Origin of the sequence: Amycolatopsis sp. cmx-11-12 (assembly GCF_046269425.1) — a bacterium.
GTDB lineage: Bacteria > Actinomycetota > Actinomycetes > Mycobacteriales > Pseudonocardiaceae > Amycolatopsis.
The window spans coordinates 19,555-44,092 of record NZ_JADNQM010000011.1; the positions used below are offsets into that span (position 1 = coordinate 19,555).

The 24,538-nt window shown below is 69.9% G+C and carries 22 protein-coding genes; 19 read left to right on the plus strand and 3 right to left on the minus strand.

What is annotated here, in order from left to right:
- Positions 1-32 precede the first annotated feature (32 nt).
- Positions 33-596, plus strand: a complete 564-nt coding sequence (gene efp / locus ACLARN_RS17270) for an elongation factor P (protein WP_125783626.1) — start codon at positions 33-35, stop codon at positions 594-596.
- Positions 596-1,060 carry a transcription antitermination factor NusB gene (gene nusB / locus ACLARN_RS17275; RefSeq protein ID WP_409492435.1) on the plus strand — a complete coding sequence of 155 codons (465 nt, stop codon included), beginning with the start codon at positions 596-598 and terminating at the stop codon, positions 1,058-1,060. The genes efp and nusB overlap by 1 nt, the downstream gene beginning before the upstream one ends.
- 179 nt (positions 1,061-1,239) lie before the next feature.
- On the opposite strand, the gene ACLARN_RS17280 is transcribed toward nusB, so the two are convergent.
- Complete coding sequence (locus ACLARN_RS17280; RefSeq protein ID WP_003096372.1) at positions 1,240-1,728, minus strand: transcriptional regulator; 489 nt, start codon at positions 1,726-1,728, stop codon at positions 1,240-1,242.
- 259 nt (positions 1,729-1,987) lie between these two features.
- Here ACLARN_RS17280 and pyrR point away from each other — a divergent pair, with 259 nt between their 5' ends.
- The 13 genes from pyrR (at position 1,988) to ACLARN_RS17345 (ending at position 16,868) form a co-directional block, all read left to right on the plus strand.
- Complete coding sequence (gene pyrR, locus ACLARN_RS17285; RefSeq protein ID WP_409492436.1) at positions 1,988-2,599, plus strand: bifunctional pyr operon transcriptional regulator/uracil phosphoribosyltransferase PyrR; 612 nt, start codon at positions 1,988-1,990, stop codon at positions 2,597-2,599.
- The gene (locus ACLARN_RS17290) at positions 2,596-3,528 is read left to right on the plus strand and encodes an aspartate carbamoyltransferase catalytic subunit (protein WP_409492437.1); all 933 of its coding nucleotides are present in this window, start codon (positions 2,596-2,598) and stop codon (positions 3,526-3,528) included. The genes pyrR and ACLARN_RS17290 overlap by 4 nt, the downstream gene beginning before the upstream one ends.
- Entirely contained in the window at positions 3,525-4,817 is a 1,293-nt protein-coding gene (locus ACLARN_RS17295; RefSeq protein ID WP_409492438.1) for a dihydroorotase, read from the plus strand. Before ACLARN_RS17290 ends, ACLARN_RS17295 begins: the two co-directional genes overlap by 4 nt.
- Positions 4,814-5,323, plus strand: coding sequence for a transporter (locus tag ACLARN_RS17300; RefSeq protein WP_409492439.1), 510 nt, complete (start codon positions 4,814-4,816; stop codon positions 5,321-5,323). Before ACLARN_RS17295 ends, ACLARN_RS17300 begins: the two co-directional genes overlap by 4 nt.
- Positions 5,323-6,456, plus strand: a complete 1,134-nt coding sequence (carA, locus tag ACLARN_RS17305) for a glutamine-hydrolyzing carbamoyl-phosphate synthase small subunit (RefSeq protein WP_409492440.1) — start codon at positions 5,323-5,325, stop codon at positions 6,454-6,456. The genes ACLARN_RS17300 and carA overlap by 1 nt, the downstream gene beginning before the upstream one ends.
- Positions 6,456-9,770: a carbamoyl-phosphate synthase large subunit gene (gene carB / locus ACLARN_RS17310; protein ID WP_409492441.1), complete on the plus strand. Its 3,315-nt coding sequence runs from the start codon at positions 6,456-6,458 to the stop codon at positions 9,768-9,770. The genes carA and carB overlap by 1 nt, the downstream gene beginning before the upstream one ends.
- Positions 9,767-10,606: an orotidine-5'-phosphate decarboxylase gene (gene pyrF / locus ACLARN_RS17315; protein ID WP_409492442.1), complete on the plus strand. Its 840-nt coding sequence runs from the start codon at positions 9,767-9,769 to the stop codon at positions 10,604-10,606. The genes carB and pyrF overlap by 4 nt, the downstream gene beginning before the upstream one ends.
- A 107-nt stretch (positions 10,607-10,713) precedes the next feature.
- Positions 10,714-11,031: an integration host factor, actinobacterial type gene (gene mihF / locus ACLARN_RS17320; RefSeq protein WP_003096398.1), complete on the plus strand. Its 318-nt coding sequence runs from the start codon at positions 10,714-10,716 to the stop codon at positions 11,029-11,031.
- The gene (gene gmk / locus ACLARN_RS17325) at positions 11,028-11,684 is read left to right on the plus strand and encodes a guanylate kinase (RefSeq protein ID WP_409492443.1); all 657 of its coding nucleotides are present in this window, start codon (positions 11,028-11,030) and stop codon (positions 11,682-11,684) included. Before mihF ends, gmk begins: the two co-directional genes overlap by 4 nt.
- Positions 11,681-11,950 carry a DNA-directed RNA polymerase subunit omega gene (rpoZ, locus tag ACLARN_RS17330; RefSeq protein ID WP_005152353.1) on the plus strand — a complete coding sequence of 90 codons (270 nt, stop codon included), beginning with the start codon at positions 11,681-11,683 and terminating at the stop codon, positions 11,948-11,950. The genes gmk and rpoZ overlap by 4 nt, the downstream gene beginning before the upstream one ends.
- Positions 11,943-13,163, plus strand: a complete 1,221-nt coding sequence (coaBC, locus tag ACLARN_RS17335; RefSeq protein ID WP_409492444.1) for a bifunctional phosphopantothenoylcysteine decarboxylase/phosphopantothenate--cysteine ligase CoaBC — start codon at positions 11,943-11,945, stop codon at positions 13,161-13,163. Before rpoZ ends, coaBC begins: the two co-directional genes overlap by 8 nt.
- Positions 13,164-13,259: 96 nt before the next feature.
- Entirely contained in the window at positions 13,260-14,462 is a 1,203-nt protein-coding gene (metK, locus tag ACLARN_RS17340; protein ID WP_409492608.1) for a methionine adenosyltransferase, read from the plus strand.
- Between the two features lie 312 nt (positions 14,463-14,774).
- Positions 14,775-16,868: a primosomal protein N' gene (locus ACLARN_RS17345; RefSeq protein ID WP_409492445.1), complete on the plus strand. Its 2,094-nt coding sequence runs from the start codon at positions 14,775-14,777 to the stop codon at positions 16,866-16,868.
- A 75-nt stretch (positions 16,869-16,943) separates the two neighbouring features.
- Here the strand turns inward: ACLARN_RS17345 and ACLARN_RS17350 are convergent, their stop codons facing one another.
- Positions 16,944-18,323, minus strand: coding sequence for a hypothetical protein (locus ACLARN_RS17350; RefSeq protein ID WP_409492446.1), 1,380 nt, complete (start codon positions 18,321-18,323; stop codon positions 16,944-16,946).
- Positions 18,324-18,431: 108 nt separating this feature from the next.
- Here ACLARN_RS17350 and ggt point away from each other — a divergent pair, with 108 nt between their 5' ends.
- From ggt to ACLARN_RS17370, 4 genes are all read left to right on the plus strand, one after another.
- On the plus strand, positions 18,432-20,243 hold the full coding sequence (ggt, locus tag ACLARN_RS17355; protein WP_409492447.1) for a gamma-glutamyltransferase: 1,812 nt from the start codon (positions 18,432-18,434) through the stop codon (positions 20,241-20,243).
- Positions 20,244-20,469: 226 nt separating this feature from the next.
- Positions 20,470-21,396 carry a methionyl-tRNA formyltransferase gene (gene fmt, locus ACLARN_RS17360; RefSeq protein ID WP_409492448.1) on the plus strand — a complete coding sequence of 309 codons (927 nt, stop codon included), beginning with the start codon at positions 20,470-20,472 and terminating at the stop codon, positions 21,394-21,396.
- Entirely contained in the window at positions 21,393-22,832 is a 1,440-nt protein-coding gene (locus ACLARN_RS17365) for an RsmB/NOP family class I SAM-dependent RNA methyltransferase (protein WP_409492449.1), read from the plus strand. The genes fmt and ACLARN_RS17365 overlap by 4 nt, the downstream gene beginning before the upstream one ends.
- Positions 22,829-23,329 carry a flavoprotein gene (locus ACLARN_RS17370; protein WP_409492450.1) on the plus strand — a complete coding sequence of 167 codons (501 nt, stop codon included), beginning with the start codon at positions 22,829-22,831 and terminating at the stop codon, positions 23,327-23,329. Before ACLARN_RS17365 ends, ACLARN_RS17370 begins: the two co-directional genes overlap by 4 nt.
- Here ACLARN_RS17370 and ACLARN_RS17375 read toward each other — a convergent pair.
- The gene (locus ACLARN_RS17375) at positions 23,326-24,441 is read right to left on the minus strand and encodes a serine hydrolase domain-containing protein (RefSeq protein WP_409492451.1); all 1,116 of its coding nucleotides are present in this window, start codon (positions 24,439-24,441) and stop codon (positions 23,326-23,328) included. The genes ACLARN_RS17370 and ACLARN_RS17375 overlap by 4 nt on opposite strands.
- Between the last annotated feature and the right edge of the window lie 97 nt (positions 24,442-24,538).

Genomic DNA, 24,538 nt, shown 5'->3' on the forward strand with positions numbered 1-24,538 from the left:
CCCGGAAGATCGACACAGGAGACTGCACACTCGTGGCCACCACCAACGACCTGAAGAACGGGCTCGTCCTCAACCTCGACGGCCAGCTCTGGACCGTCACCGCGTTCCAGCACGTCAAGCCGGGTAAGGGCGGCGCGTTCGTCCGCACCACGCTCAAGCACGTGCTGACCGGCAAGGTCGTCGACAAGACCTTCAACGCGGGCACGAAGGTCGATACGGCCACCGTCGACCGCCGCAACATGACGTACCTGTACAAGGACGGCACGGACTTCGTGTTCATGGACGCGGAGACCTACGACCAGATCACCGTGCTGGCCGAGACCGTCGGCGACAACGCGAACTACCTGCTCGAGAACTTCGAGGTCCAGGTCGCGGTGCACGAGGGTGTCCCGCTGTACATCGAGCTGCCGACCTCGGTCGAGCTGATCGTCCAGCACACCGACCCCGGCCTGCAGGGCGACCGTTCCACCGGTGGCACCAAGCCCGCCACCCTGGAGACCGGCGCCGAGATCCAGGTGCCGCTGTTCCTCACCACCGGCGAGAAGATCAAGGTCGACACCCGTGACGGCCGCTACCTGGGTCGCGTCTCCAACTGATGGCCGGTTCAGATAAATCCGGCAAGTCACCGAACCGCGGTGGGCCGATCAGCCGTCGTCAGGCTCGCAAGCGTGCCGTCGAGATGATGTACGAGGCCGCCCAGCGCGGCGCCGACGCGGTGACGCTGCTGGCCGACCGCGTCGGTTCGGTCGAGGTCGATCCGATCGCGGACTACACGATCTCGCTGGTCGAGGGCGTCACCGCGCGCAAGACCCAGATCGACGAGCTGCTCTCGGAGCACGCGCAGGGCTGGACGCTGGACCGGATGCCGCCGGTGGACCTCGCGGTGCTGCGGGTCGGCGTCTACGAGCTGCTGTGGGCCGCGGACGTACCGGACCCGGTCGCCATCGACGAGGCCGTCGGGCTGGTGAAGGAGCTGTCGACCGACGACTCGCCGCGCTTCGTGAACGGCGTGCTCGGCCGGATCGGCACGATCGCCGACCGCCTCAGGGCCGTCTTGTGACAATGGTGACCACGATCAGGTGACCAAGGCTGAGGTGACCAAGGTCTTTTGATCTTTTGGAGTCGCGCGTTTTGGCCGTCAGGCCCCGGAAACGCGGCTGCGGGCCGCCTTCATGTTAACGGGCCGTGCCTTGCCAAGGCACGGCCCGTAGACGCGTTTCCGGTCGCGCGATGGACCATCTAGTCCTCTTTGGACGGTCGAGCCTCGGGCGGCAGCACACCCCAGTCGATCAGCTGCTCGGTGAGTTCACCGGGGGTCATGTCGTAGATGATCGCCAGCGAACGCAGGTCCTCGGTGCGGATGGAGAGCACCTTGCCGTTGTAGTCGCCACGCTGGCTCTGGATGGTGGCCGCGTAGCGGGCGAGCGGTCCGACCTTCTCCGCCGGGAGCTGCTGTAGGCGCTCCAGGTTTATGACGATCTTCGTAGCGGGTTCGGCTCCCGAGGGCACCCGGCCCTCCGGCAGCAGTTCGACCACCGGCACGCCGTAGAAATCGGCCAGTTCGGCGAGCTTCTGCACGGTGACGGCGCGGTCGCCGCGCTCGTACGAACCGACGACGACGGCCTTCCAGCGGCCTCCGGACTTCTGCTCGACCCCGTGCAGGGACAGGCCCTGCTGCTGGCGGATCCCCCGGAGCTTGGCCCCGAGCGCCTTGGCGTAATCGCCCATCTGGTGGTTCTCCGTTTCCTCACCCCCAACCGGTCGAAGTGACCGGTCCAGGGGACTCTAGAGTCGAATACTCAGAGTAATGGTTACGCATAGTTGTCACCAGGTCAAGCGGGTGCTTTCGAGAGGCGTTCGTCACCTGGGGCGCGCCACCCGGAAGACTGAGGTCCCGCTGCTGCTAGTGTCGACTCGATTTCCTCGCCACGCAGGAAGTCGACGTCCTTTAAGGACCCGTCCAGAGAGGCGGGGAAGGAGGTCCGCCTTGTCGTCACGTCCACGTGGCGCGGCGGAACCGGCGGGAGAGCGCGAGCTCCTCTCGTCCGGCGATGTCGCGCGCACGATCGCCCGAATGGCCCACCAGGTCATCGAGAAGACCGCTCTCGGTGCCGGTGGCTCGACTCCGCCCGTGTTGCTGGGCATCCCCACCCGGGGTACCCCGCTCGCCCTGCGGCTCGCGGACAAGATCGCCGAGTTCTCCGGCATCCGTCCGCCGACCGGCGCACTGGACATCACGCTCTACCGTGATGATCTCCGCCGCCGCCCACCCCGCGCGCTCGAGCATTCGCGATTGCCGCCGACCGGTATCGACGACGCGGTGGTGATCCTGGTCGACGACGTGCTGTTCTCCGGCCGCACCATCCGCGCCGCCCTCGACGCCCTGCGCGACCACGGCCGCCCGCGCGCGGTCCAGCTGGCCGTGCTGGTCGACCGCGGCCACCGCGAACTGCCGATCCGCGCCGACTACGTGGGCAAGAACGTGCCCACCTCGCGTGCCGAAGGGATCGAGGTCCTGCTGTCCGAAGTGGACGGACAGGACACGGTTCTGCTCCGGTCGTTGAATGAGAGCGCTTCACCAGAAGGAGACCGATCGTGAAGCACCTGCTCGCCACCGACGGGCTCGACCCGGCGCTCGCGACAGCCGTGCTGGACACCGCCGAAGAGCTCAAGCACACCTTGCTGGGCCGCGAGGTCCGCAAACTGCCGACGTTGCGCGGCCGTACCGTCATCACGCTGTTCTACGAGAACTCGACCCGCACCCGCGTCTCGTTCGAGATCGCGGGGAAGTGGATGAGCGCCGACGTGATCAACGTCTCCGCGTCCAGTTCCTCGGTCAACAAGGGCGAATCGCTGCGGGACACCGCGCTGACGCTGGCCGCGGCCGGCGCCGACTGCGTGATCATCCGGCACCCCGCCTCCGGGGCGGCGCAGCGGCTTTCGGGCTGGCTCGCCGAGGCCGGGACGGCGGTCGTCAACGCGGGGGACGGCACCCACGAGCATCCGACGCAGGCGCTGCTCGACGCGGCGACCCTGCGGGAGCGGCTCGGTTCCCTGGAAGGCCGCCGGATCGCGATCGTCGGCGACGTCCTGCACAGCCGGGTCGCGCGGTCGAACATCCACCTGCTGTCCTCGCTGGGCGCCGAGGTGGTGCTCGTCGCGCCGCCGACCCTGCTGCCCGCCGGGGTGGAGCGCCTTCCGGTCACCGTGTCGCACGAACTCGACGCCGAACTGCCCGCGGTCGACGCGGTCATGATGCTGCGGGTCCAGGCCGAGCGCATGCACGGGGGCTTTTTTCCTTCCGCGCGCGAGTACTCGATCTCGTACGGCCTCAACGAACGCCGGATGAAGCTGCTGCCCGAGCACGCCGTCGTCCTGCACCCCGGCCCGATGCTGCGCGGGATGGAGATCGCCTCGGCGGTCGCCGACTCCCCGGCCTCGGCCATCACCGATCAGGTCCGCAACGGCGTCCACGTGCGCATGGCGGTCCTCTACCACCTGCTCGCCAGCGAAGGAGCCACCGCGTGACCACCGTCCTGATCAAGGGCGCCCGACCCTACGGCGAGGGCGACCCGGTCGACGTACTCGTCGAGGACGGCGTGATCACCGACATCGGTGCCCTTGACGTCCCTGAAGACGCCGAAGTGATCGAGGCGGGCGGCCAGGTGCTGCTCCCCGGTTTCGTCGACCTGCACACCCACCTGCGTGAACCCGGCCGCGAGGACACCGAGACCATCGCCACCGGCTCGGCGGCGGCCGCGCTCGGCGGGTACACGGCGGTGTTCGCCATGGCCAACACCGACCCGGTGGCCGACAACGCGGTGATCGTCGACCACGTGTGGCGCCGCGGTCAGGAGGCCGGGCTGGTCGACGTGCACCCGGTCGGCGCGGTCACCGTGGGCCTCAAGGGTGAGAAGCTCGCCGAACTCGGCACCATGGCGAAGTCCGAAGCCCAGGTGAAGGTCTTCTCCGACGACGGCCTCTGCGTCGCGGACCCGCTGCTGATGCGCCGCGCGCTGGAGTACTCGACCGCGCTCGGCGTGGTCATCGCCCAGCATGCCGAGGAGCCCCGGCTGACCGTCGGCGCGCAGGCGCACGAAGGCGAGCAGGCCGCGCGCCTGGGCTACACCGGCTGGCCCGCTTCAGCGGAAGAGTCGATCGTCGCCCGCGACTGCCTGCTCGCCCAGCACGCCAACGCGCGGCTGCACGTCTGCCACGTCTCGACCTCGGGCACGGCCGACATCCTGAAGTGGGCCAAGGAGCGCGGCACCAAGGTCTCGGCCGAGGTCACCCCGCACCATCTGCTGCTGACCGACGAGCGGCTCGCCACTTACGACCCGGTCAACAAGGTCAACCCGCCGCTGCGCACCGGGTCCGACGCCGAGAAGCTGCGCGCCGCGCTGGCCGAGGGCGTCATCGACTGCGTCGCCACCGACCACGCGCCGCACGCCGTCCAGGACAAGGACTGCGAGTGGAACTCGGCCCGCCCCGGCATGCTCGGCCTCCAGACCGCGCTGTCGATCGTGGTCGAGACCATGGTCCGCACCGGCCTGCTCGACTGGCGGGGCGTGGCGCGCGTGATGAGTGAGCGGCCAGCCGAGATCGGCAACCTGTCCGATCACGGCCGCCCGATCGAGGTCGGCGAACCGGCCAACCTGACGCTGGTGGACCCGGACACTGAATGGACCGTGCGAGGCGTCGAGTTCGCGAGCATCGCGGCGAACACCCCGTACGAAGGAATGCGGCTCCCCGGCGTGGTGATGGCGACGTTGCTGCGCGGGCGGATCACCGCGCGGGAAGGGAAGATCGCACCATGAGTGACCGGATTCTGCTGACCCTGGCGGTCTTCGCCTTCTTCCTCGTCTGCGTCCTCCTGATGTGGCGCGGCTGGCGGCGGAAGTCCCGTGCGCAGAGTGTCCAGGTGCCGCCGTTCGCCGAGATCCCGGCCGAACCCGGCGGCTTTGAACTGGAGTCAAGCGGGGTTTACATCAGCACGACGACCGCGGGGCACTGGCAGGAGCGCGTGGTCACCCGCGGCGCCGGCCTGCGCACCGGCGCGGTCTGGCGGCTGCACGCCGACGGCATCGCCATCGAACGCGGCGGCGCCCCGGACTTCTGGATCCCTCGCACGTCCGTCACCGGCGTCCGCAAGGACAAGGGAATGGCCGGGAAGGTGATGGGCATCGACGCGCTGCTCGTCATCACCTGGCTGGCGGGTGACGTCGAACTGGACACCGGATTCCGCGGCGACGACGTCGACGACTATCCACAGTGGATCGAAGCTTTGCAAGACACTCGCAACGACATCAAGGGAGGTGCCTGATGAGCACCGCGAACGGCATTAGGACCCCCGCGGCACTGGTCCTGGAAGACGGCCGGATCTTCCGCGGCTCCGCGTACGGCGCCCGTGGCCGGAGCTTGGGCGAGGCGGTGTTCTGTACCGGCATGACCGGCTACCAGGAGACGCTGACCGACCCCTCCTACCACCGGCAGATCGTGGTCCAGACCGCGCCGCAGATCGGGAACACCGGCTGGAACGACGAGGACGACGAGTCCTCGCGCATCTGGGTCTCGGGTTACGTCGTCCGCGACCCGGCGCGAACCCCGTCCAACTGGCGCTCGAAGCGCACGCTGGACGAGGAACTGGAGCGCCAGGGCGTCGTCGGGATCTCCGAAGTGGACACTCGCACGCTGACCAGGCACCTGCGCGAACAGGGCGCCATGCGGTCCGGCGTGTTCTCGGGTGAGGCGCTGGGCAGCGACGAGGAAATGCTCGCCGAGGTGAAGGCCAGCCCGCAGATGAAGGGCGCCGACCTCGCCGGTGAGGTCACCACGAAGCAGACGTATGTGGTCAAGCCGCGGGGGGAGACCCGCTTCCGCGTCGCCGCGCTGGACCTGGGCATCAAGTCCAACACCCCGCGCATGATGGCCGCGCGCGGCATCGAGGTGCACGTGCTGCCCTCGTCGTCCACTATGGACGAACTGCTCGCGGTCGAGGCGGACGGCGTGTTCCTGTCCAACGGCCCCGGCGACCCGGCGACCACCGCGCACGCGACGGAGCTGACGAAAGCGTTGCTACAGCGGGAAATCCCGCTGTTCGGCATCTGCTTCGGCAACCAGATCCTCGGTCGCGCGCTGGGACTGGGTACCTACAAGATGCGCTACGGCCACCGCGGGATCAACATCCCGGTGATCGACGTGGCGACCAAACGGGTCGCGATCACCGCGCAGAACCACGGATTCGCCCTCGAAGGCGAGCCGGGACAGCGGTTCGAGACGCCGTTCGGCGCCGCGCAGATCTCGCACTACTGCCCGAACGACGACACCGTCGAAGGTGTCCGCGCGTTCGACGTCCCCGCGTTCTCGGTGCAGTACCACCCCGAGGCCGCCGCCGGTCCGCACGACGCGGCCCCCCTGTTCGATGAGTTCGTCGCTTTGATGGAGAAGGCCAAGTAATGCCGAAGAGGACAGACATCCAGCACGTGCTGGTGATCGGCTCCGGGCCGATCGTGATCGGCCAGGCGGCGGAGTTCGACTACTCCGGCACCCAGGCCTGCCGCGTACTCCGCGAAGAGGGACTGCGCGTCTCGCTGGTGAACTCGAACCCGGCGACCATCATGACCGACCCCGAGTTCGCCGACGCCACCTACATCGAGCCGGTCACCCCGGACTTCGTCGAGAAGGTCATCGCCGAGGAACGCCCCGACGCGATCCTCGCGACCCTGGGCGGGCAGACGGCGCTGAACTGCGCGGTCGCCCTGCACGACCGCGGTGTGCTGGAGAAGTACGGCGTCGAGCTGATCGGCGCCGACATCGACGCCATCCAGCGCGGTGAGGACCGGCAGAAGTTCAAGAACATCGTCGCCGACATCGGCGCCGAGACCCCGCGCAGCCGCGTCTGCAACACCATGGACGAGGTCCGCGCGACCGTCGCCGAGGTCGGCCTCCCGGTGGTCATCCGGCCGTCGTTCACCATGGGCGGGCTCGGCTCGGGCATGGCGCACACCGACGAGGAGCTGGAGCGGCTCGCCTCCACCGGCCTCGACGAGTCGCCGGTCACCGAGGTGCTCATCGAGGAGAGCGTCCTCGGCTGGAAGGAGTTCGAACTCGAGCTCATGCGCGACCGGCACGACAACGTGGTGGTCGTCTGCTCGATCGAGAACATCGACGCGATGGGCGTGCACACCGGCGACTCGGTCACCGTCGCGCCCGCCATGACCCTGACCGACCGCGAGTACCAGCACATGCGCGACGTCGGCATCGCGGTGCTGCGCGAGGTCGGCGTCGACACCGGCGGCTGCAACATCCAGTTCGCGATCAACCCGGCCGACGGCCGCATGGTCGTCATCGAGATGAACCCGCGCGTCTCCCGCTCCAGCGCGCTGGCGTCGAAGGCGACCGGCTTCCCGATCGCCAAGATCGCCGCGAAGCTCGCCATCGGCTACACGCTCGACGAGATCCGCAACGACATCACCGGCGAGACCCCGGCGGCCTTCGAGCCGACGCTGGACTACGTCGTGGTGAAGGTGCCGCGGTTCGCCTTCGAGAAGTTCCCCGGCGCCGACCCCACGCTGACGACGACGATGAAGAGCGTCGGCGAGGCGATGTCGTTCGGCCGCAGCTTCCCCGAGGCGCTCGGCAAGGCACTGCGCTCCATCGACACCAAGGCCACCGGCTTCTGGACCCGCCCCGACCCCGACGGCGCGACGCTGGAGTCCATTTTGGACGCTCTGCGCACTCCGCACGACGGTCGCCTCTACGAGGTCGAGCGGGCGCTGCGGTTCGGCGGCACCGTGGCGCAGATCCACGAGGCGTCGGGTATCGACCCGTGGTTCATCGACCAGATCGCCCTCATCGGCGAGGTCGGCGCCGAGGTCCGTGACGCGCTGGTGCTGGACGAGCCGCTGTTGCGGCGGGCGAAGCGCACCGGCCTGTCGGACCAGCAGATCGCCGCATTGCGGCCGGAACTGGCGGGCGAGGACGGCGTCCGCGCGTTGCGCCGCCGTCTCGGCGTGCGGCCGGTGTACAAGACCGTCGACACCTGCGCGGCCGAGTTCGCGGCCAAGACGCCGTACCACTACTCGGCCTACGAGACCGACCCCGCGGCGCAGTCGGAGATCACCGCGCAGACCGAGAAGCCGAAGGTGCTGATCCTCGGCTCCGGGCCGAACCGCATCGGGCAGGGCATCGAGTTCGACTACTCGTGCGTGCACGCCGCGATCGCGTTGCGCGAGGCCGGTTTCGAAGCGGTCATGGTCAACTGCAACCCCGAGACCGTCTCCACCGACTACGACACCTCGGACAGGCTCTACTTCGAGCCGCTGTCGTTCGAGGACGTCCTGGAAGTGGTCAACGCCGAGCAGGAGTCGGGCACCGTCGCCGGGGTCATCGTGCAGCTGGGCGGCCAGACCCCGCTCTCGCTCGCGAAGCGCCTCGCCGACGCCGGTGTCCCGGTGATCGGCACCTCCCCGGACGCGATCCACCTCGCCGAGGACCGCGGCGCGTTCGGCGAGGTCCTCACCGACGCCGGGCTGCCCGCGCCGAAGTACGGCACGGCGACCTCGTTCGAGGGTGCGAAGCGGATCGCCGACAAGATCGGCTACCCGGTACTGGTGCGGCCGTCCTACGTGCTCGGCGGGCGCGGCATGGAGATCGTCTACGACGAGGAGTCCCTCGCCGGCTACATCCACCGCGCCACCGAAGTCACCCCCGAGCATCCGGTGCTGGTGGACCGGTTCCTCGACGACGCCATCGAGATCGACGTCGACGCGCTGTTCGACGGCGACGAGCTGTTCCTCGGCGGCGTCATGGAGCACATCGAGGAGGCCGGGATCCACTCCGGCGACTCGTCGTGCGCGCTGCCGCCGATCACGCTGGGCCGGACCGACATCGAGACGGTGCGCCGCTCGACCGAGGCCATCGCACGCGGCGTCGGCGTCCGCGGGCTGCTGAACGTCCAGTACGCGCTCAAGGACGACGTCCTGTACGTCCTGGAGGCCAACCCGCGCGCCTCGCGGACGGTGCCGTTCGTGTCGAAGGCGACCGCGGTGCCGCTCGCCAAGGCCGCGGCGCTGATCATGACCGGCTCGTCGATCAAGGAACTGCGCGAGTCCGGCGTCCTCCCGGCCGAGGGTGACGGGGGCCACATGCCCGCCGATTCGCCCGTCGCGGTCAAGGAAGCGGTCCTGCCGTTCCACCGTTTCCGCACCCCCGAGGGCCACGGCGTCGACTCGCTGCTCGGCCCGGAGATGAAGTCCACCGGTGAGGTCATGGGTGTCGACGTCTCCTTCGGGAAGGCGTTCGCCAAATCCCAGGCCGGTGCCTACGGTTCGCTGCCGACGTCGGGCAAGGTGTTCGTCTCGGTCGCCAACCGCGACAAGCGTTCGCTGGTGTTCCCGGTGAAGCGGCTGGCAGACCTCGGTTTCGAGATCCTCGCCACCTCCGGTACGGCGGAAGTGTTGCGGCGCAACGGGATTCCCTGCACCGTCGTGCGCAAGCACTACGAAGGTTCGGCCGAAGGGGAGCAGAACGTCGTGGACGTCATCCTCAGCGGTGAAGTCCAGATGGTGATCAACACCCCTTACGGCAACAGCGGTCCCCGCATCGACGGCTACGAAATCCGTACCGCCGCGGTGTCGCGGGACATCCCCTGCATCACCACGGTGCAGGGCGCGGCGGCGGCCGTGCACGGGATAGAGGCCGTCATCAAGGGAGACATCGGCGTGCGCTCGCTGCAGAGCCTTCAGGCGGCGCTGAAGGCCAAGGCGTGAGCGGGCGGTTCGGGGCGAGGCTGGCGCGGGCGGTCGCGGAGAAGGGACCGCTTTGCGCCGGGATCGACCCCCATCCCGGCTTGCTCCAGGCGTGGGGTCTTCCGGCGGACGCGGGCGGTCTGGAGAAGTTCGCCCTCACGGCCGCTGAGACGATCGCGCCCGAGGTCGCGGTGATCAAGCCCCAGTCGGCCTTTTTCGAGGCCTACGGGCCTGCTGGGGTCGCCGTTCTGGCCAAGACGATGAAGGTGTGCCGGGAAGCGGGCGCGCTCGTCCTGCTGGACGTCAAACGCGGCGACATCGGTTCGACGATGGCGGCGTACACGGCGGCGTTCCTGCCCATGGGGGCGGAACTCGAGGCCGACGCCATCACGGTGTCGCCGTACCTCGGATTCGGCTCACTGGACTTCGCCGTCGAGGTTGCGCAGGCGCAAGGCAAGGGGCTGTTCGTCCTCGCGCGCACCTCCAACCCGGAGGCGCAGGGATTGCAGAACGCCTTGCTGCCCAACGGAAAGACCGTCGCGCAGGACATCGTCGACACGGCGGGCGCGCATAACGCCGGTGTCGGGCCGTTGGGTGACATCGGTGTCGTCGTCGGCGCCACCATCGCGCCGGGAGAGCTCGATCTGAGCAAGCTGAACGGTCCCGTCCTGGCACCCGGTTTCGGGGCACAGGGGGCCACTCCGGCCGATTTGCGGGCGCTTTTCGGGCCGACGCTGCCCGGTGTGCTGCCCGCGTCTTCGCGCGACGTCCTCAAGCACGGGCCGGACCCCGAAGCGTTGCGTGCGGCCGTTCGGAGGACACGGGATTCCCTCGGTTCCCTGGAAAACGGCCAATAGCAGGCCCGGGAATCGGTCATGACCAGCCACCCCCGCATTGTGGGCCGAGGTAACGGGTGGGTACCGTCGCCACACCCACCCAGATTTGAGAACTACCGGAGGAAAACGTGGCACTTCCCCAGCTGACAGAGGAACAGCGCGCTGCGGCGCTGGAGAAGGCCGCCGCCGCCCGCCGCATCCGTGCTGAGCTGAAGGAGCGGCTGAAGCGGGGCGGTACCACTCTGGTCGACGTGTTGAAGCAGGCCGAGGAGAACGAAGTCCTCGGCAAGATGAAGGTCTCGGCTCTGCTCGAGGCTCTTCCGGGCGTCGGCAAGGTCCGTGCCCAGCAGACCATGGAACGACTGGAGATCGCACCCAGCCGTCGTCTTCGCGGCCTCGGCGACCGGCAGCGCAAGGCGCTGCTGGCCGAATTCAGCGGCGAGTGAGCGGCACCGGTCAGGACCACCCGGTGACCCCGGGCGCTGACCGCGGCGGTGAGCCGGTGGCGGGATTCAACTCCCGGCACCGGCTCACGGTCGTATCAGGGCCTTCGGGAGTCGGGAAGTCGAGCGTGGCGGGGGAGCTGCGCAAGCTGGATCCGGAGATCTATTTCAGTGTTTCGGTGACCACCAGGAAGCCGAGGCCGGGTGAGGTGGACGGCGAGCACTACCACTTCATCGACCGCGCCGAGTTCGACCGCATGGTCGCCGCCGGCGAGCTGCTGGAGCACGCCGAGTTCACCGGCAACTGCTACGGCACCCCGCGCGAACCCGTGGAGCGGGCCTTGGCTGCAGGCCGCAACGCCGTACTGGAGATCGAACTCCAGGGCGCGCGGCAGATCCGCAAGGCGATGCCGGAGGCGCGGCTGGTGATGCTGATGCCGCCGTCGTGGGACGAACTGGTCGGCAGGCTGACCAGCCGCGGCACCGAGAACGAGGCCGCGGTGAAGGCCAGGCTGGCCGAGGCGGAGCGCGAACTCGCCGCCGCCGGGGAGTTCGACGAGCGGGTCGTCAACGCCGACGTGCGAGACGCCGCCGAGCAGTTGCTAAACTTGATAACCGGCGACATCTCAACCGAAGATTCGGAGCACCACGAGTGACGACTCAGGCCACGCTGCACGAAGAGCTCGAAGGCATCACCAATCCGCCCATCGACGACCTCCTCGAGAAGGTCAGCTCGAAGTACGCGCTGGTGATCTACTCGGCCAAGCGCGCTCGCCAGATCAACGACTACTACGCCCAGCTGGGCGAGGGCCTGCTGGAGTACGTCGGCCCGCTGGTCGAGCCGGGCCCGCGCGAGAAGCCGCTGTCCATCGCCCTGCGCGAGATCCACGGTGGCCTGCTCGAGCACACCGAGGGTGAGTAGGCCCAAGGTAGTTCTTGGCGTAGGTGGCGGCATCGCCGCTTACAAGGCCTGTGAGGTCCTGCGCGGGCTGACCGAGTCCGGTCACGACGTCCGCGTGGTCCCCACGGAAGCCGCGCTGAACTTCGTCGGCGCGGCCACCTTCGAGGCACTGTCCGGCCACCCGGTGCACACCGGCGTGTTCACCGAAGTGCCCGAGGTTCAGCACGTCCGCGTCGGCAAGGAAGCCGATCTGGTGATCGTCGTGCCGGCCACGGCGAACCTGCTGGCCAAGGCCGCGCACGGTATCGCGGACGACCTGCTGACGAACACCCTGCTCACCGCCCGGTGTCCGGTCGCCTTCTTCCCGGCGATGCACACCGAGATGTGGGAGCACCCGGCCACCCGCGACAACGTGGCGCTGCTGCGCTCACGCGGTCTGGTCGTCGCCGAACCCGCCGCTGGCAGGCTCACCGGCGCCGACACCGGCAAGGGACGGCTCGCCGACCCGGCCGAGATCGTCGACCTGGCCAGGCTCCTGCTCGCCGTGCCGAACGCCCTGCCGCGCGACCTCGAAGGCGTGCGCGTGGCGATTTCGGCGGGCGGCACCCGTGAGCCGCTGGACCCGGTCCGTTACCTGGGCAACCGCTCGTCGGGCAAGCAGGGTTACGCGCTGGCTCGCGTCGCCGCCCAGCGTGGCGCCGACGTCACCCTGGTCGCCGCGCACACCGTCGCGCTGCCGGAGCCGGCGGGCGCGAAGGTCGTCCACGTGTCGACAGCCGAGGAGATGCGCCAGGCGATGCACGCCGAGGCCGCTTCCGCGGACATCCTGGTGATGGCCGCCGCCGTTGCCGACTTCCGGCCGTCGAACCGGGCCGACCACAAGATCAAGAAGTCCGACGACGCGCCGGATCCGGTGGTCGAGCTCGCGCGCAACGCGGACATCCTGGCCGAACTGGTGCGGAACCGGACAGCGGGCCAGCTGGTCGTCGGGTTCGCCGCGGAAACCGGGGACGACAAGGGTGGCGTCCTGGACCACGCTCGGGTCAAATTGAAGCGCAAGGGCGCGGACCTGCTGGTGGTGAACGCCGTCGGCGAGGGAAAGGCGTTCGGGACCGAGGACAACTCGGGCTGGTTGCTCGGGGCCGACGGCACCGAGATTCCGATCCCGCTCGGCGCCAAGGCCGAACTGGCGTCCACATTGTGGGACGCTGTTGTGAACTTGATGAAGCGTTGAGAGGCCCTCCACCGATAGTCAGTACGCTTGAGTTCAAGCTGAGGGGTGCCTGACTTTCTGGGCATCAGACGTCTAGGTGAGGGAGTGACGGCCACCGTGACCGCGTCCACGAGCAGACTGTTCACATCGGAATCGGTGACTGAGGGTCATCCCGACAAAATTTGCGATGCCATCAGTGATTCGATCCTGGACGGCCTGCTGGCCAAGGATCCGCGCAGCCGGGTGGCGGTCGAAACCCTCATCACCACCGGGCAGGTGCATGTCGCCGGAGAGGTGACCACCGAGGCCTACGCGGACATCCCGACCATCGTCCGCGACGTGATCCTGAAGATCGGCTACGACTCTTCGGCCAAGGGCTTCGACGGCAACTCCTGCGGCGTCAACGTCGCGATCGGCTCCCAGTCGCCCGACATCGCGCAGGGTGTCGACACCGCGTACGAGTCCCGCGTCGAGTCCGACGAGGACGAGATCAACCGCCAGGGCGCCGGCGACCAGGGCCTGATGTTCGGCTACGCCTGCTCGGACACCCCCGAGCTGATGCCGCTGCCGATCGCGCTGGCGCACCGGCTCTCGCAGCGGCTGACCAGGGTCCGCAAGGACGGCGTGCTGCCGTACCTGCGCCCGGACGGCAAGACCCAGGTCACCATCGAGTACGCCGGTGACCAGCCGGTGCGGCTCGACACGGTGGTCGTGTCCACCCAGCACGCGGACGGCATCGACCTGGAGCAGATGCTCGGCGTCGACGTCCGCGAGCACGTGGTCGCGCCGGAGCTCGCCGAGCTCGGCCTCGACACCTCCAACGTGCGGCTGCTGGTCAACCCGACCGGCCGCTTCGTCATCGGCGGCCCGATGGGTGACGCGGGCCTGACCGGCCGCAAGATCATCGTCGACACCTACGGCGGCATGGCCCGCCACGGTGGCGGCGCGTTCTCCGGCAAGGATCCCTCCAAGGTCGACCGTTCGGCCGCGTACGCGATGCGCTGGGTGGCGAAGAACGTCATCGCCGCCGGCCTCGCCTCGCGCGCCGAGGTCCAGGTCGCCTACGCGATCGGCAAGGCGGCCCCGGTGGGCCTCTTCGTCGAGACGTTCGGCACCGAGACGGTCGACCCGTCGAAGATCCAGAACGCCATCACGGAGGTCTTCGACCTGCGTCCGGCGGCGATCATCCGCGACCTCGACCTGCTTCGCCCGATCTACGCGCCGACGGCCGCGTACGGCCACTTCGGCCGTCCCGAGCTGAATCTCCCGTGGGAGAGCACGGCGCGGGCCGCGGACCTGAAGTCGGCCGCGGGCGCCTGAGTCGTCTGTGAAGGCCTCCTTGCCTACCTTGAGGGTAGGGAAGGAGGCCTTCGCTACGTCGGAAGTACATGAAGGGGTCCTTCACGGCGCTAGGCGCAAGGAAGGGGGCCTTCATGTACTGAGCAAGAGGTGTGAAGGTCGAGTTTCTGCGGCTGAGCCGCGTGAAGGAGGCCTTCACGGCACTTCGCGGCGAGACGTGCCCAAGCGCCGCGTGCTATGAAAGGTCCCTTCATTGCAAATTTCGCAATGAAAGTCCCGTTCATAACATGGCGGTGACAGGCTGTGTCGGGTCAGTCTGGTAGAGATCACCCGGTGAGCAGCAGTCCCGAACCGACCCCGCTGTGGGACCTCCCGGAGCCGCCGAAGGCCGAACCGGCGCGGAAGGCCAAGCCGTCCCGCGCGAAAAGCGCCAGCCGTCGCGGCGCGCAGAACCCCGCGCCCGAGAACCCGGTCGCGCGGATCGTCGTGGACATCCCGCTCACGCATCTCGACCGGACCTTCGACTACCGGATCCCGGAAAAGCTGCACGGGACCGCCGTGCCCGGCTGCCGGGTGCGTGTCCGCTTCGCGGGCCAGCTCGTCGACGGGTATCTCGTCGAGCGCACTGACACCACGGAGTTCACCGGGAAGCTCGCGTACATCGACCGCGTGACCTCCAGTGAGCCGGTGCTGCCCCCGTCGCTGCACACGCTCTGCCGGTCGGTCGCCGACCGGTACGGCGGCACGCTCAGCGACGTCCTGCGGCTGGCCATCCCGTCCCGGCACGCGAAGGTCGAAGGCGAGCCGCCCGCCGAGTCCGCGCCGACGCCGGAAGCGCCCGAAACCACCGCCTGGGAGAAGTATCAGAGCGGACCTGCGTTCCTGGAGGCCGTCGCGGAGCGGCGTCCGGCCAACGCCGTCTGGCAGGCGTTGCCGGGGGAGGATTGGCCGCGCCGGCTCGCCGAAGCCGCGGCGGTGGCGGCCGCTGCCGGACGTGGCGTCGTGATGGTGGTCCCCGACCATCGTGATCTCACGCGGTTGCACGACGCGTGCGCCGAACTGATGGGTTCGGAGGCCGTGGTCGCGCTGATCGCCGGGCTGGGCCCCGCCGAGCGCTACCGCCGCTGGCTCGCGGTGCTGCGGGGCGCGGTGCGGGTCGTCGTCGGGACGCGCGCGGCGATGTTCGCGCCGGTCGCCGATCCTGGCCTGTTCGTGGTGTGGGACGACGGCGACGACGTCCACCTCGACCAGCACGCGCCGTATCCGCACGTCCGTGACGTGTTGATGGACCGCGCGCACGCCGCGAAAGGGTCCATGCTCGTCGCCGGTTTCGCGCGCACCGCCGAGGCGCAGTTCCTGGTCGAGTCGGGCTGGGCGCAACCACTCGTGGCGGCCCGTCCCGAACTGCGGGCTGCCGCGCCCCGGGTGACGCCGGTCGGCGAGGACTTCGACGTCGCTCGGGACGAAGCGGCGAAAGCGGCACGGCTCCCGTCGGTCGCCTTTGAGGCGGCGCGGCAGTCGCTGGCGGGCGGATTCCCTGTGCTGGTACAGGTTCCGCGGCGCGGGTACGTTCCGGGGCTCGCTTGCGGCAATTGCCGGACGTCCGCGCACTGCCGTCGCTGCGCGGGCCCGCTTTCCTTGCCGGGTGGGCTGATCGACGGCGCGCCGAGGCCGCCCGCCTGCCGGTGGTGCGGTGTCCCCGAGACGAACTTCCATTGCGCCGCTTGCGGTTCCGTGCGGTTGCGGGCGGTCGTCGTCGGCTCCAAGCGGACCGCGGAAGAACTGGGCCGCGCGTTCTCGGGATTTCCGGTGCGGACCTCGGGTGCGTCGGAGGTTTTGGCTTCAGTGCCAGGAAAACCGGCGCTGATCGTGTGCACGCCGGGGGCCGAGCCGGTCGCGGAAGGCGGTTACGGCGCGGCGTTGCTGCTGGACGGCTGGGCGTTGCTGGGGCGGCAGGATCTGCGCGCGGGGGAGGAGACCCTGCGCCGCTGGATGGCGGCCGCGGCGTTGGTGCGCCCGGGTACCGAAGGCGGTCGCGTGTTCGTCGGCGCCGAAGCGGGTCTCTCGGTCGTGCAGGCGCTGGTGCGGTGGGACCCGGGCTGGCACGCGAGCCAGGAACTGGCCGGACGGCGTGAACTCGGCTTCCCGCCCGCGATGCGGATGGCGAGCGTCGAAGGTACCCCGCACGCGGTCGCCGGGCTGCTCGACGACCTCGCCCTGCCGGAGACCGGCGAGGTACTGGGACCGGTGCCGCTCGGCGACGTCGACGAGGACGGCAACGCCGAACGCGAGCGCGCCTTGGTGCGCGTCGCTCGTCCGGACGGGAAGGCGCTCGCCGCCGCCGTCCACGACGCCGCCGCCAAACGGGACGCGCGCAAGGCCACCGAGCCCATCCGGATCCAACTCGACCCCCTCGAACTCATCTAGCGCACCCCACCCACGCCGCAATTCGGCACCTACTTGCGTTCCTTCAGCGCAAGTAGGTGCCGAATTGCGGGGGGGTTAGAGCGTCGTGCCGAGGGTGGCGAGGACGTCGGCGCGGGGCGAAGTGCCCGGAGCGGGCGTAGCGGGCTTCGAGGCGGAGCCGCCGAGGGCGGCCGTGAGCAGCGTGACGATCTGCGACGAGATCGCCGCCCGGCGCGCCTCGAAGTCGGCGTCGGTCAGCGCCGAAGGATCGGCGGGCGTGCCGAGGACGGGCGTGTGCAGGTGCCCGCCCGCGATCCCGGCCAGCCCGAGTCCCGTCCGCAATCGGTTCGCGCGATATTGCGACTCGTTCGAAAGATAGTTTCCGCCCCCGCCGGAAGCCGCGATCTCGCCGGGCTTCGGCGCATCCGTCCGGCAGACCGCCGTCCCCGTCCCCGGTTTCGTGCTGTCCGGCCACACGCAGAACGCCTGGTTGTACAGGACCTGGTACGCCCCGGCGGGCGCGGCGAGCATCTTTTCGTACGGCAGCGTGGTTTCGATGAACTGGACGTCCGGCTGCGGCCAGCCGCGCGCGGGTGGCACCTGGCCGCGGACGGACTCGTCGAGGTTGTCCGGCGAACCACCACGCCAGGCACCGGCCCACCGCTCGATGTCGAACCGGCCGGGACGGCCCTGGCTGATCGTCATGATCAGTTCCGGGCGCCGGAGGCGGTCCTTCAGCGCCTGGCCGTAGGCCGCCTCGACGATGCCGGTGTCGAAGTAGCTCCACACCACCGGGAACGACACGGCCTGCACCAGCGCGGGACCGGTCGGCGTCTGGATCACCTTGCCGTCCAGGTGCAGCGCGGCCGCGCCGGACGGGTTCGCGATGCGGACGCCCGCGCCGTTGAGCGTGAACGGGTCGAATCCGCTCACCATCACCCGGCGAAGCTTCGGACCGGCAGGGAAACGGGAGTCGTCGAGACCGCGGGCGCCGACGTCGAACGTCTTCAGCAGGCCGGCGCGGGCGGGGGCCGACAGCGTGAAGCGCGGCGTCCATTGGCGCAGCGCCTTGCTCATCTGCAAACGCGCCCAGTACAGCGGGCGGTCGTCGGCCTTGTCGATACCGCCGAGATCGGGACGGCGGCCCTGCGCGCGGTCTACGGCGGTCCGCCAAAGCCCGTCACCGGCGGTCTCCGCGAGCTTCTCCGCGCGCAAAGCGGTCTTCGTCGCGCAGAGCCGCGTCGTGAAGTCGGAGACGAGCTTGTCGAACCCGGCCAGCCGGACGAGTTCCGGGCCGACCGCGGGACCGCCCGACGGCATCGTCGCGGTGAGCCGCTTCTCCTCGACGGTGATCGCCGCGGCGTCGTCGAAGCAGCCACGTGCCGTTTCGGCCTGCGCGACGCCGGGGACCGCGAGGACGGGGAGGGCGATGAGCAGCGGGAGGAGAGCGCTCCATCGCCTGCCGGGAGTCTTCATGGACCGCATTCTGCTCATCCCGGCAGGGCCGCACTACCGACCTTCGCAGGTCTGAGCGGGACTTGGCGGGGTCTTGTCCGGGGTGGACAGGCGGGGCAGACTCGCGCCATGGCCGCGCACAGAAGCACTCTGGGACGCATCACCGCAGTCGCCGCGATCGCCGCTCTGGTCGGTGCCGCCGCGCCGGGTACCGCCTCCGCGGCTCCACCGACGCCCAAGTCACCGACCGCCGTCGGCTACCTGGGCGCCGTGTCGAGCATCGACGCGGACGCGACCGCGATCGGCACGAAGATCCTGCGTGAGGGCGGCAACGCCGTCGACGCGGCCGTCGCGACGGCCGCCGCGCTGGGCGTCACCGACCCGTTCTCCGCCGGTGTCGGCGGTGGCGGCTTCTTCGTCTACTACGACGCGCGCAGCGGCAAGGTGCACACCCTCGACGGCCGCGAGACCGCGCCTTCGAGCGCGAACGAGAACCTGCTTGTCGAGAACGGCAAGGCGATCCCGTTCGCCGAGGCCGTCACCAGCGGGCTCAGCGTCGGCGTCCCCGGCACGCCCGCCACCTGGCAGGAAGCGCTCCGCAAGTGGGGGACCAAGTCGCTGGCGAAGGCGGTCAAGCCCGCCGAGGAACTCGCTCGCAAGGGCTTCACCGTCGACCAGACCTTCGCCACCCAGATCTCCAACAACGCCGCCCGCTTCTCTGCGTTCCCGTCGACCAGGTCGCTGTACCTGCCCGGCGGGGCGCCGCCCGCGGTCGGCACGACGTTCAAGAACCCGGATCTCGCCGGCACGTACGCGCAACTCGCCGCGAAGGGCACCGACGTCCTCTATCGGGGGCCGATCGGCGCGGACGTGGTGAACACCGTGCGGAAGCCGCCGGTCGACCCCGCCTCGGCGCTGAACGTGCGACCCGGCGACATGACCGCGGCCGACCTCGCCAAATACCGCGTGGTGGAGCGGAAGCCGACCAAGACCGAGTACCGCGGCCTCGACGTCTACGGCATGCCCGCGCCGTCGTCCGGTGGGCTGACCGTCGGCGAGGCGCTGAACATCCTCGAGAACAAGAAGCTGAGCAAGCTGGAGAAGGCCGACTACCTGCACTACTTCCTGGAGTCGACCCGGTACGCCTTCGCCGACCGCAACCGGTGGATCGGCGACCCGGCCTTCGTCGACGTCCCGGCGAAGGAGCTGATCAGCCAGAAGTTCGCCGACAGCCGCGCGTGCCTGATCGACCCCGCGAAGGCCGGGACGAGCCCGGTCGCGCCCGCCGACCCGCGTAAGCCGGTGCCGTGCGCCGCGGGGACGAACTCCGCGCCGACGCCGTACGAGGGCGAGAACACCACGCATCTCACGGTCGCCGACCGGTGGGGCAACGTCGTCGCCTACACGCTGACCATCGAGCAGGAAGGCGGCAGCGGGATCGTCGTGCCTGGCCGCGGGTTCCTGCTCAACAACGAACTGACCGACTTCTCCTTCACCCCGGTGACGCCGGGCGTGCCCGACCCGAACCTGCCGGGCCCGGCCAAGCGGCCGCGTTCGTCGATGGCGCCGACCATCGTGCTCGACCACGGCAAGCCGTTCCTCGCCGTCGGCTCGCCCGGTGGCGCGTCGATCATCACCACCGTGCTGCAGATCCTCACCGGCCGCATCGACCGCGGCCTGAAACTGGTCGACGCGATCGCCGAACCGCGCGCCTCGCAGCGGAACTCGGCGTCCGCGCAGGTCGAGCAGTCGTTCCTCGACCAGGCCGGGGTGCTCGCGGTGTTGAAGGCCAAGCAGCAGGGCTTCTCGACGACACCAGCTGAGATCGGCGCCGCGACCGGTGTCGAACGGCTGCGGGACGGGCGGTGGCTCGCGGCCGCCGAACCGACCCGGCGGGGTGGCGGCTCGGCGGCCGTCGTCCTGCCCTGGCCGCCCAGGTAGACCGGGCGCAAGTAGTCCTCTAGTTGCGGTGAGGGGTGCCGAGCGGACCTGACTGACGTGCAATGAAGGGGCCTTTCATAGCAAATTTTGCTATGAAAGGCCCCTTCATTGCAGGCGGCCACGCAGCACAGGGACAGCGAGCGCGCCGGGTGAGCGGGGCCCTTCTAGACTGAGCGGCGATGTTCGCCCAGTCAGAGGTACCCGTCCCCCCGGTGGAGGTGCGTTGATGCGCCTCGTCTTCGCCGGTACTCCCGAACCCGCCGTCCCGTCGCTGCGCGCGCTCCTCGCGTCCGAGCAGCACGAGGTCGTCGCCGTCGTGACCCGTCCGGACGCGCAGGCGGGCCGTGGCCGTCATGTCGTGCGGTCCCCGATCGGCGCGCTGGCCGACGAGCACGGGATCGAGGTGCTGACCCCGCCGAAGGCGAGTGACCCCGCGTTCCTCGCCCGGCTCGCGGAGATCGCCCCCGACGCGTGCCCTGTCGTCGCGTACGGGGCGTTGCTGCCCCAGGCCGCGTTGGACATCCCGAAGCACGGCTGGGTCAACCTGCACTTCTCGCTGCTGCCCGCGTGGCGCGGCGCCGCGCCGGTCCAGGCCGCGATCCGCGCCGGGGACGAGATCACCGGCGCCTCGACGTTCCGCATCGTCAAGGAACTCGACGCGGGCCCGGTCTACGGCGTGATCACCGAGCAGATCACCGCCACCGACACCGCCGGGGAACTGCTCGGCCGGTTGTCGGAGTCCGGGGCGAAGCTGCTCGTGTCCACGATGGACGGAATCGCCGACGGCACGCTGCGCGCGGTCGAGCAGACCGGTGACGGCGTGAGTTACGCGCCCAAGGTGACCGTCGAGGACGCACGCGTGTCGTTCGCCGACCCGGCCGCCGCGGTCGACCGGCAGATCCGCGCGGTCAGCCCGGAACCGGGCGCGTGGGCGGAGTTCCGGGGCGAGCGGCTGAAGCTCGGCGCGGTGACGGTCGTCGACGAACCGGGGCCCCCGCCGGGCGAACTGGTCGTGGAGCGCAAGCGGGTCCTGGTCGGCACGGCGTCGAAACCGGTGCGGCTGGGCGAAGTGCAGGCGCAGGGGAAGAAGCGGATGGCGGCCACCGACTGGGCGCGCGGTACGAGGATCGAACAAGGAGAGCGCCTGCAGTGAACGAGCGTAGGGAACGTCGGCCGTCGAGGCCGGAGCGAGGCCGTCCGGCCCCGCGTAAGGAAGGGCCCAGCCGCCCGCCGCAGATCGACCCGGCCCGCCAGGTCGCCTTCGACGTCCTGCGCGCCGTCCGTGAAGACGACGCGTACGCGAACTTGGTGCTGCCGCAACTGCTGCGCAACCGCCGGATCTCCGGCCGTGACGCGGCGCTGGCCACCGAACTGACCTACGGGACCTGCCGCGCGGTCGGCATGCTGGACGCCGTCATCGAGGCCTGCCTCGTCGACCGCCCGCTGGCCAAGGTCGATGCCGTGGTGCTGGACGGCCTGCGCCTCGGCGCGTACCAGCTGCTGCGCACCCGTATTCCCGAGCACGCCGCCGTCGGGTCCACTGTGGACCTCGTCCGCGCCGAAGTCGGTTCCTGGATCGCGGGTTTCGTCAACGCGGTGCTGCGCTCGGTGTCCGAAAAGGACGAAGAGACCTGGCTGAACGAACTGGCCCCCGACGAGGCCGTGGACCCGATCGGCGCCTACGCGCTGCGGACGGCGCACCCCCGCTGGGTCGCGCGGTCGTTCGCGGAAGCGCTGGGGGACAAGGGACCCGAGCTGAAGGCGGCTCTCGAGGCCGACGACGACCGCCCCGACGTGCACCTGGTCGCCCGTCCCGGCGAGATCAGTGCCGACGAGCTGGCCGCCATCACCGGCGGCGACGAGGCCCCGTATTCGCCCTACGGCGTCCGGATGCCCGCGGGCTCCGGCGACCCCGGCGACATCGAGCCGATCAAGGAAAAGCTGGCCGCCGTGCAGGACGAGGGCAGCCAGCTGTGCGCCGTCGCCGTCACCAAGGTCCCGCTCACCGGCTCCGACGAGCGCTGGCTGGACCTGTGCGCCGGGCCGGGTGGCAAGGCCGCGCTGCTGGGCGCGCTGGCGGCGATCAGCGGCGCGACAGTCGACGCCGTCGAGAAGGCGCCGCACCGCGCGAAGCTGATCGAGAACGCCGTCCAGGGGCTTCCGGTGACCATCCACGTCGCCGACGGCCGCGAGAGCGGCCTCGAGCCGGGCTACGACCGTGTCCTTGTCGACGCGCCGTGCAGTGGCCTCGGCTCGCTGCGCCGCCGTCCGGAAGCGCGCTGGCGCCGTCAGCCCAGCGACATCTCGGACCTGACGAAACTGCAGGGCCAGCTGATCACCGCGGCGCTGGACCTGGTCCGCCCCGGCGGCATCGTGACCTACGTCGTCTGCTCGCCGCATCTGGCCGAGACCGAAGGCGTCGTGGGGGAGACCGCGCGCCGCGCCGGCGCCGAGATCGTCGACGCCCGGGAGTTCTTCCCCGGCGTCCCGCAGCTCGGCGACGGCCCGTACGTCCAGCTGTGGCCGCACCGCCACGGCACGGACGCGATGTTCTGCGCCGTCCTGCGGAAGCCGGATTCCGCCGGGTGAGCAAGGTCCTCGGCCTGGTCGCGAGCTCGTGCGGCGGACTGGACACCCGGTTCGCCGCGCAGCTCGCGGAACCGGCCGCGGACCGCGGCTGGGAACTCGCGATCACGCTGACCCCGACCGCGGCCCGCTGGCTGGAGAAGACCGGCGGGATCGGTGACCTGGAGAAGGTCACCGATCTGCCGGTCCGCAGCACCTCCCGGCTGCCGGGCGAACCCCGCCCGCATCCGGATCCCACGGTGTTCCTGTTCGCGCCCGCGTCCGCGAACTCCGTGGCGAAACTCGCGCTGGGCATCGCCGACAACCAGGCGCTGACCCTGCTCGGCGACGTCCTCGGCACGCCAGGGATCACGATCGTGCTCGGCTATCAGATCCAGGACACGCGGGTGCACCATCCGGCGTGGCAACGCCATCTCGACACCCTCGCCTCCGTCGGAGTCACCACCGCGAGGCTCACTCCGGAAGCGCCTTGGACTTCCGTGCTGGATCTGCTCCCTTAGCGAGCGCAGAACGCCGTGTCGAGGGCGGCCGCGAGATGCGCGGACGCCCCGTCCGGCAGCGGGTCCATGTTGGCGACGACGTTCACCCGCCTGCCGTGCGGAACCGCGCCCGAGATGTTCGCGAAGCCGACGATGTTCCCGCCGTGGCCCCAGAAAGTCCCGCCGCAGGACAACGGCACGGACGCGATCCCGAGCCCGTACGCGGCGCCGGGGATGCCCAGGTCGGCGGGCACCGTCCGCTGCAACTCCGCCTGCTGGGCACGCGGCAGGAGACGGCCGTCGGTGACCGCGCCGTAGAAGCGGTTCAGGTCCTCGGCGGTCGAAATGATCCCACCGGAAGCCCCGGCGGCCGAGGGATCGAACTCGGTGAAGTCGACGAGACCCGGCGCGTAGCCCCGGGGGTGCGGGGACGGCAGGCTCTCGTCGCCTCGCAGCGGCAGGTAGGTGTCGCGCAGGCCGAGCGGTTTGGCGATCCTGCTCCGGATCTCGGTGGCGACCGAGCGGCCGGTGAGCTTCTCGATGAGCATCCCGGCGATCACGTAGTTCGTGTTGGAGTAGGACCACTTCGCGCCCGGCTGGAACTCCGGCGGATGCGCGAGGCCGATCGCGACCAATTCCTCTGGTTCGGCACCGCGGTGCCGCCACTCGTCGATGTCGAGATCCCGGACATAGTTGTAGAGCCCGCTGGTGTGCTGGAGCAACTGCCGGACGGTGATCTTGGTGCCGTCGTTGCCGTTCCCGCGCACGAGACCGGGCAGATACCGGTCGATCGGCGTGTCCAGCCGGACTTTCCCCTCGGCGACCAGTTGTAGCACCACGACGGCGACGAAGGTCTTGGTGACGCTGGCCGCCCGGAACTTCGAGCCGCGCGGGAACGGGGTCCCGGTCTCGATGTTTCCGACGCCCTCGCGCTCCGACCATGTCCGCCCGGACGCGCTCGTCACCGTCGCCTGCGCGCCGGGGACACCGTCCTGCACCAGCGTTTTCAGTGCCTTGTCGACTTCGTCGTGCGGTTTGGTCACGGCGAGCGCCGGTGCGGCGGTGGTGGTGGCCAGCAGCGCGATCAGCGAGCCGATGGCGACGATCTTCTTACCTGGCAAGGTTTTCCGCATGATTCAAAGTTAGGGAGGCCGCGATCGGGCGGCCATGGGGCAGGCCCCCACCCCTCAACGGGGGCCTGCCCCACCCTCGGCTCTGCCCTAGGTCCCG

What these genes read in the sequence shown, in the direction of transcription:
- carA (WP_409492440.1), top strand. Translation starts at nt 5,323, where the DNA reads ATGAGCACCGCGAACGGCATTAGGACCCCCGCGGCACTGGTCCTGGAA.
- ACLARN_RS17280 (WP_003096372.1), bottom strand. Translation starts at nt 1,728, where the DNA reads ATGGGCGATTACGCCAAGGCGCTCGGGGCCAAGCTCCGGGGGATCCGC.
- ACLARN_RS17300 (WP_409492439.1), top strand. Translation starts at nt 4,814, where the DNA reads ATGAGTGACCGGATTCTGCTGACCCTGGCGGTCTTCGCCTTCTTCCTC.
- nusB (WP_409492435.1), top strand. Translation starts at nt 596, where the DNA reads ATGGCCGGTTCAGATAAATCCGGCAAGTCACCGAACCGCGGTGGGCCG.
- carB (WP_409492441.1), top strand. Translation starts at nt 6,456, where the DNA reads ATGCCGAAGAGGACAGACATCCAGCACGTGCTGGTGATCGGCTCCGGG.
- ACLARN_RS17350 (WP_409492446.1), bottom strand. Translation starts at nt 18,323, where the DNA reads ATGAAGACTCCCGGCAGGCGATGGAGCGCTCTCCTCCCGCTGCTCATC.
- ggt (WP_409492447.1), top strand. Translation starts at nt 18,432, where the DNA reads ATGGCCGCGCACAGAAGCACTCTGGGACGCATCACCGCAGTCGCCGCG.
- fmt (WP_409492448.1), top strand. Translation starts at nt 20,470, where the DNA reads ATGCGCCTCGTCTTCGCCGGTACTCCCGAACCCGCCGTCCCGTCGCTG.
- ACLARN_RS17375 (WP_409492451.1), bottom strand. Translation starts at nt 24,441, where the DNA reads ATGCGGAAAACCTTGCCAGGTAAGAAGATCGTCGCCATCGGCTCGCTG.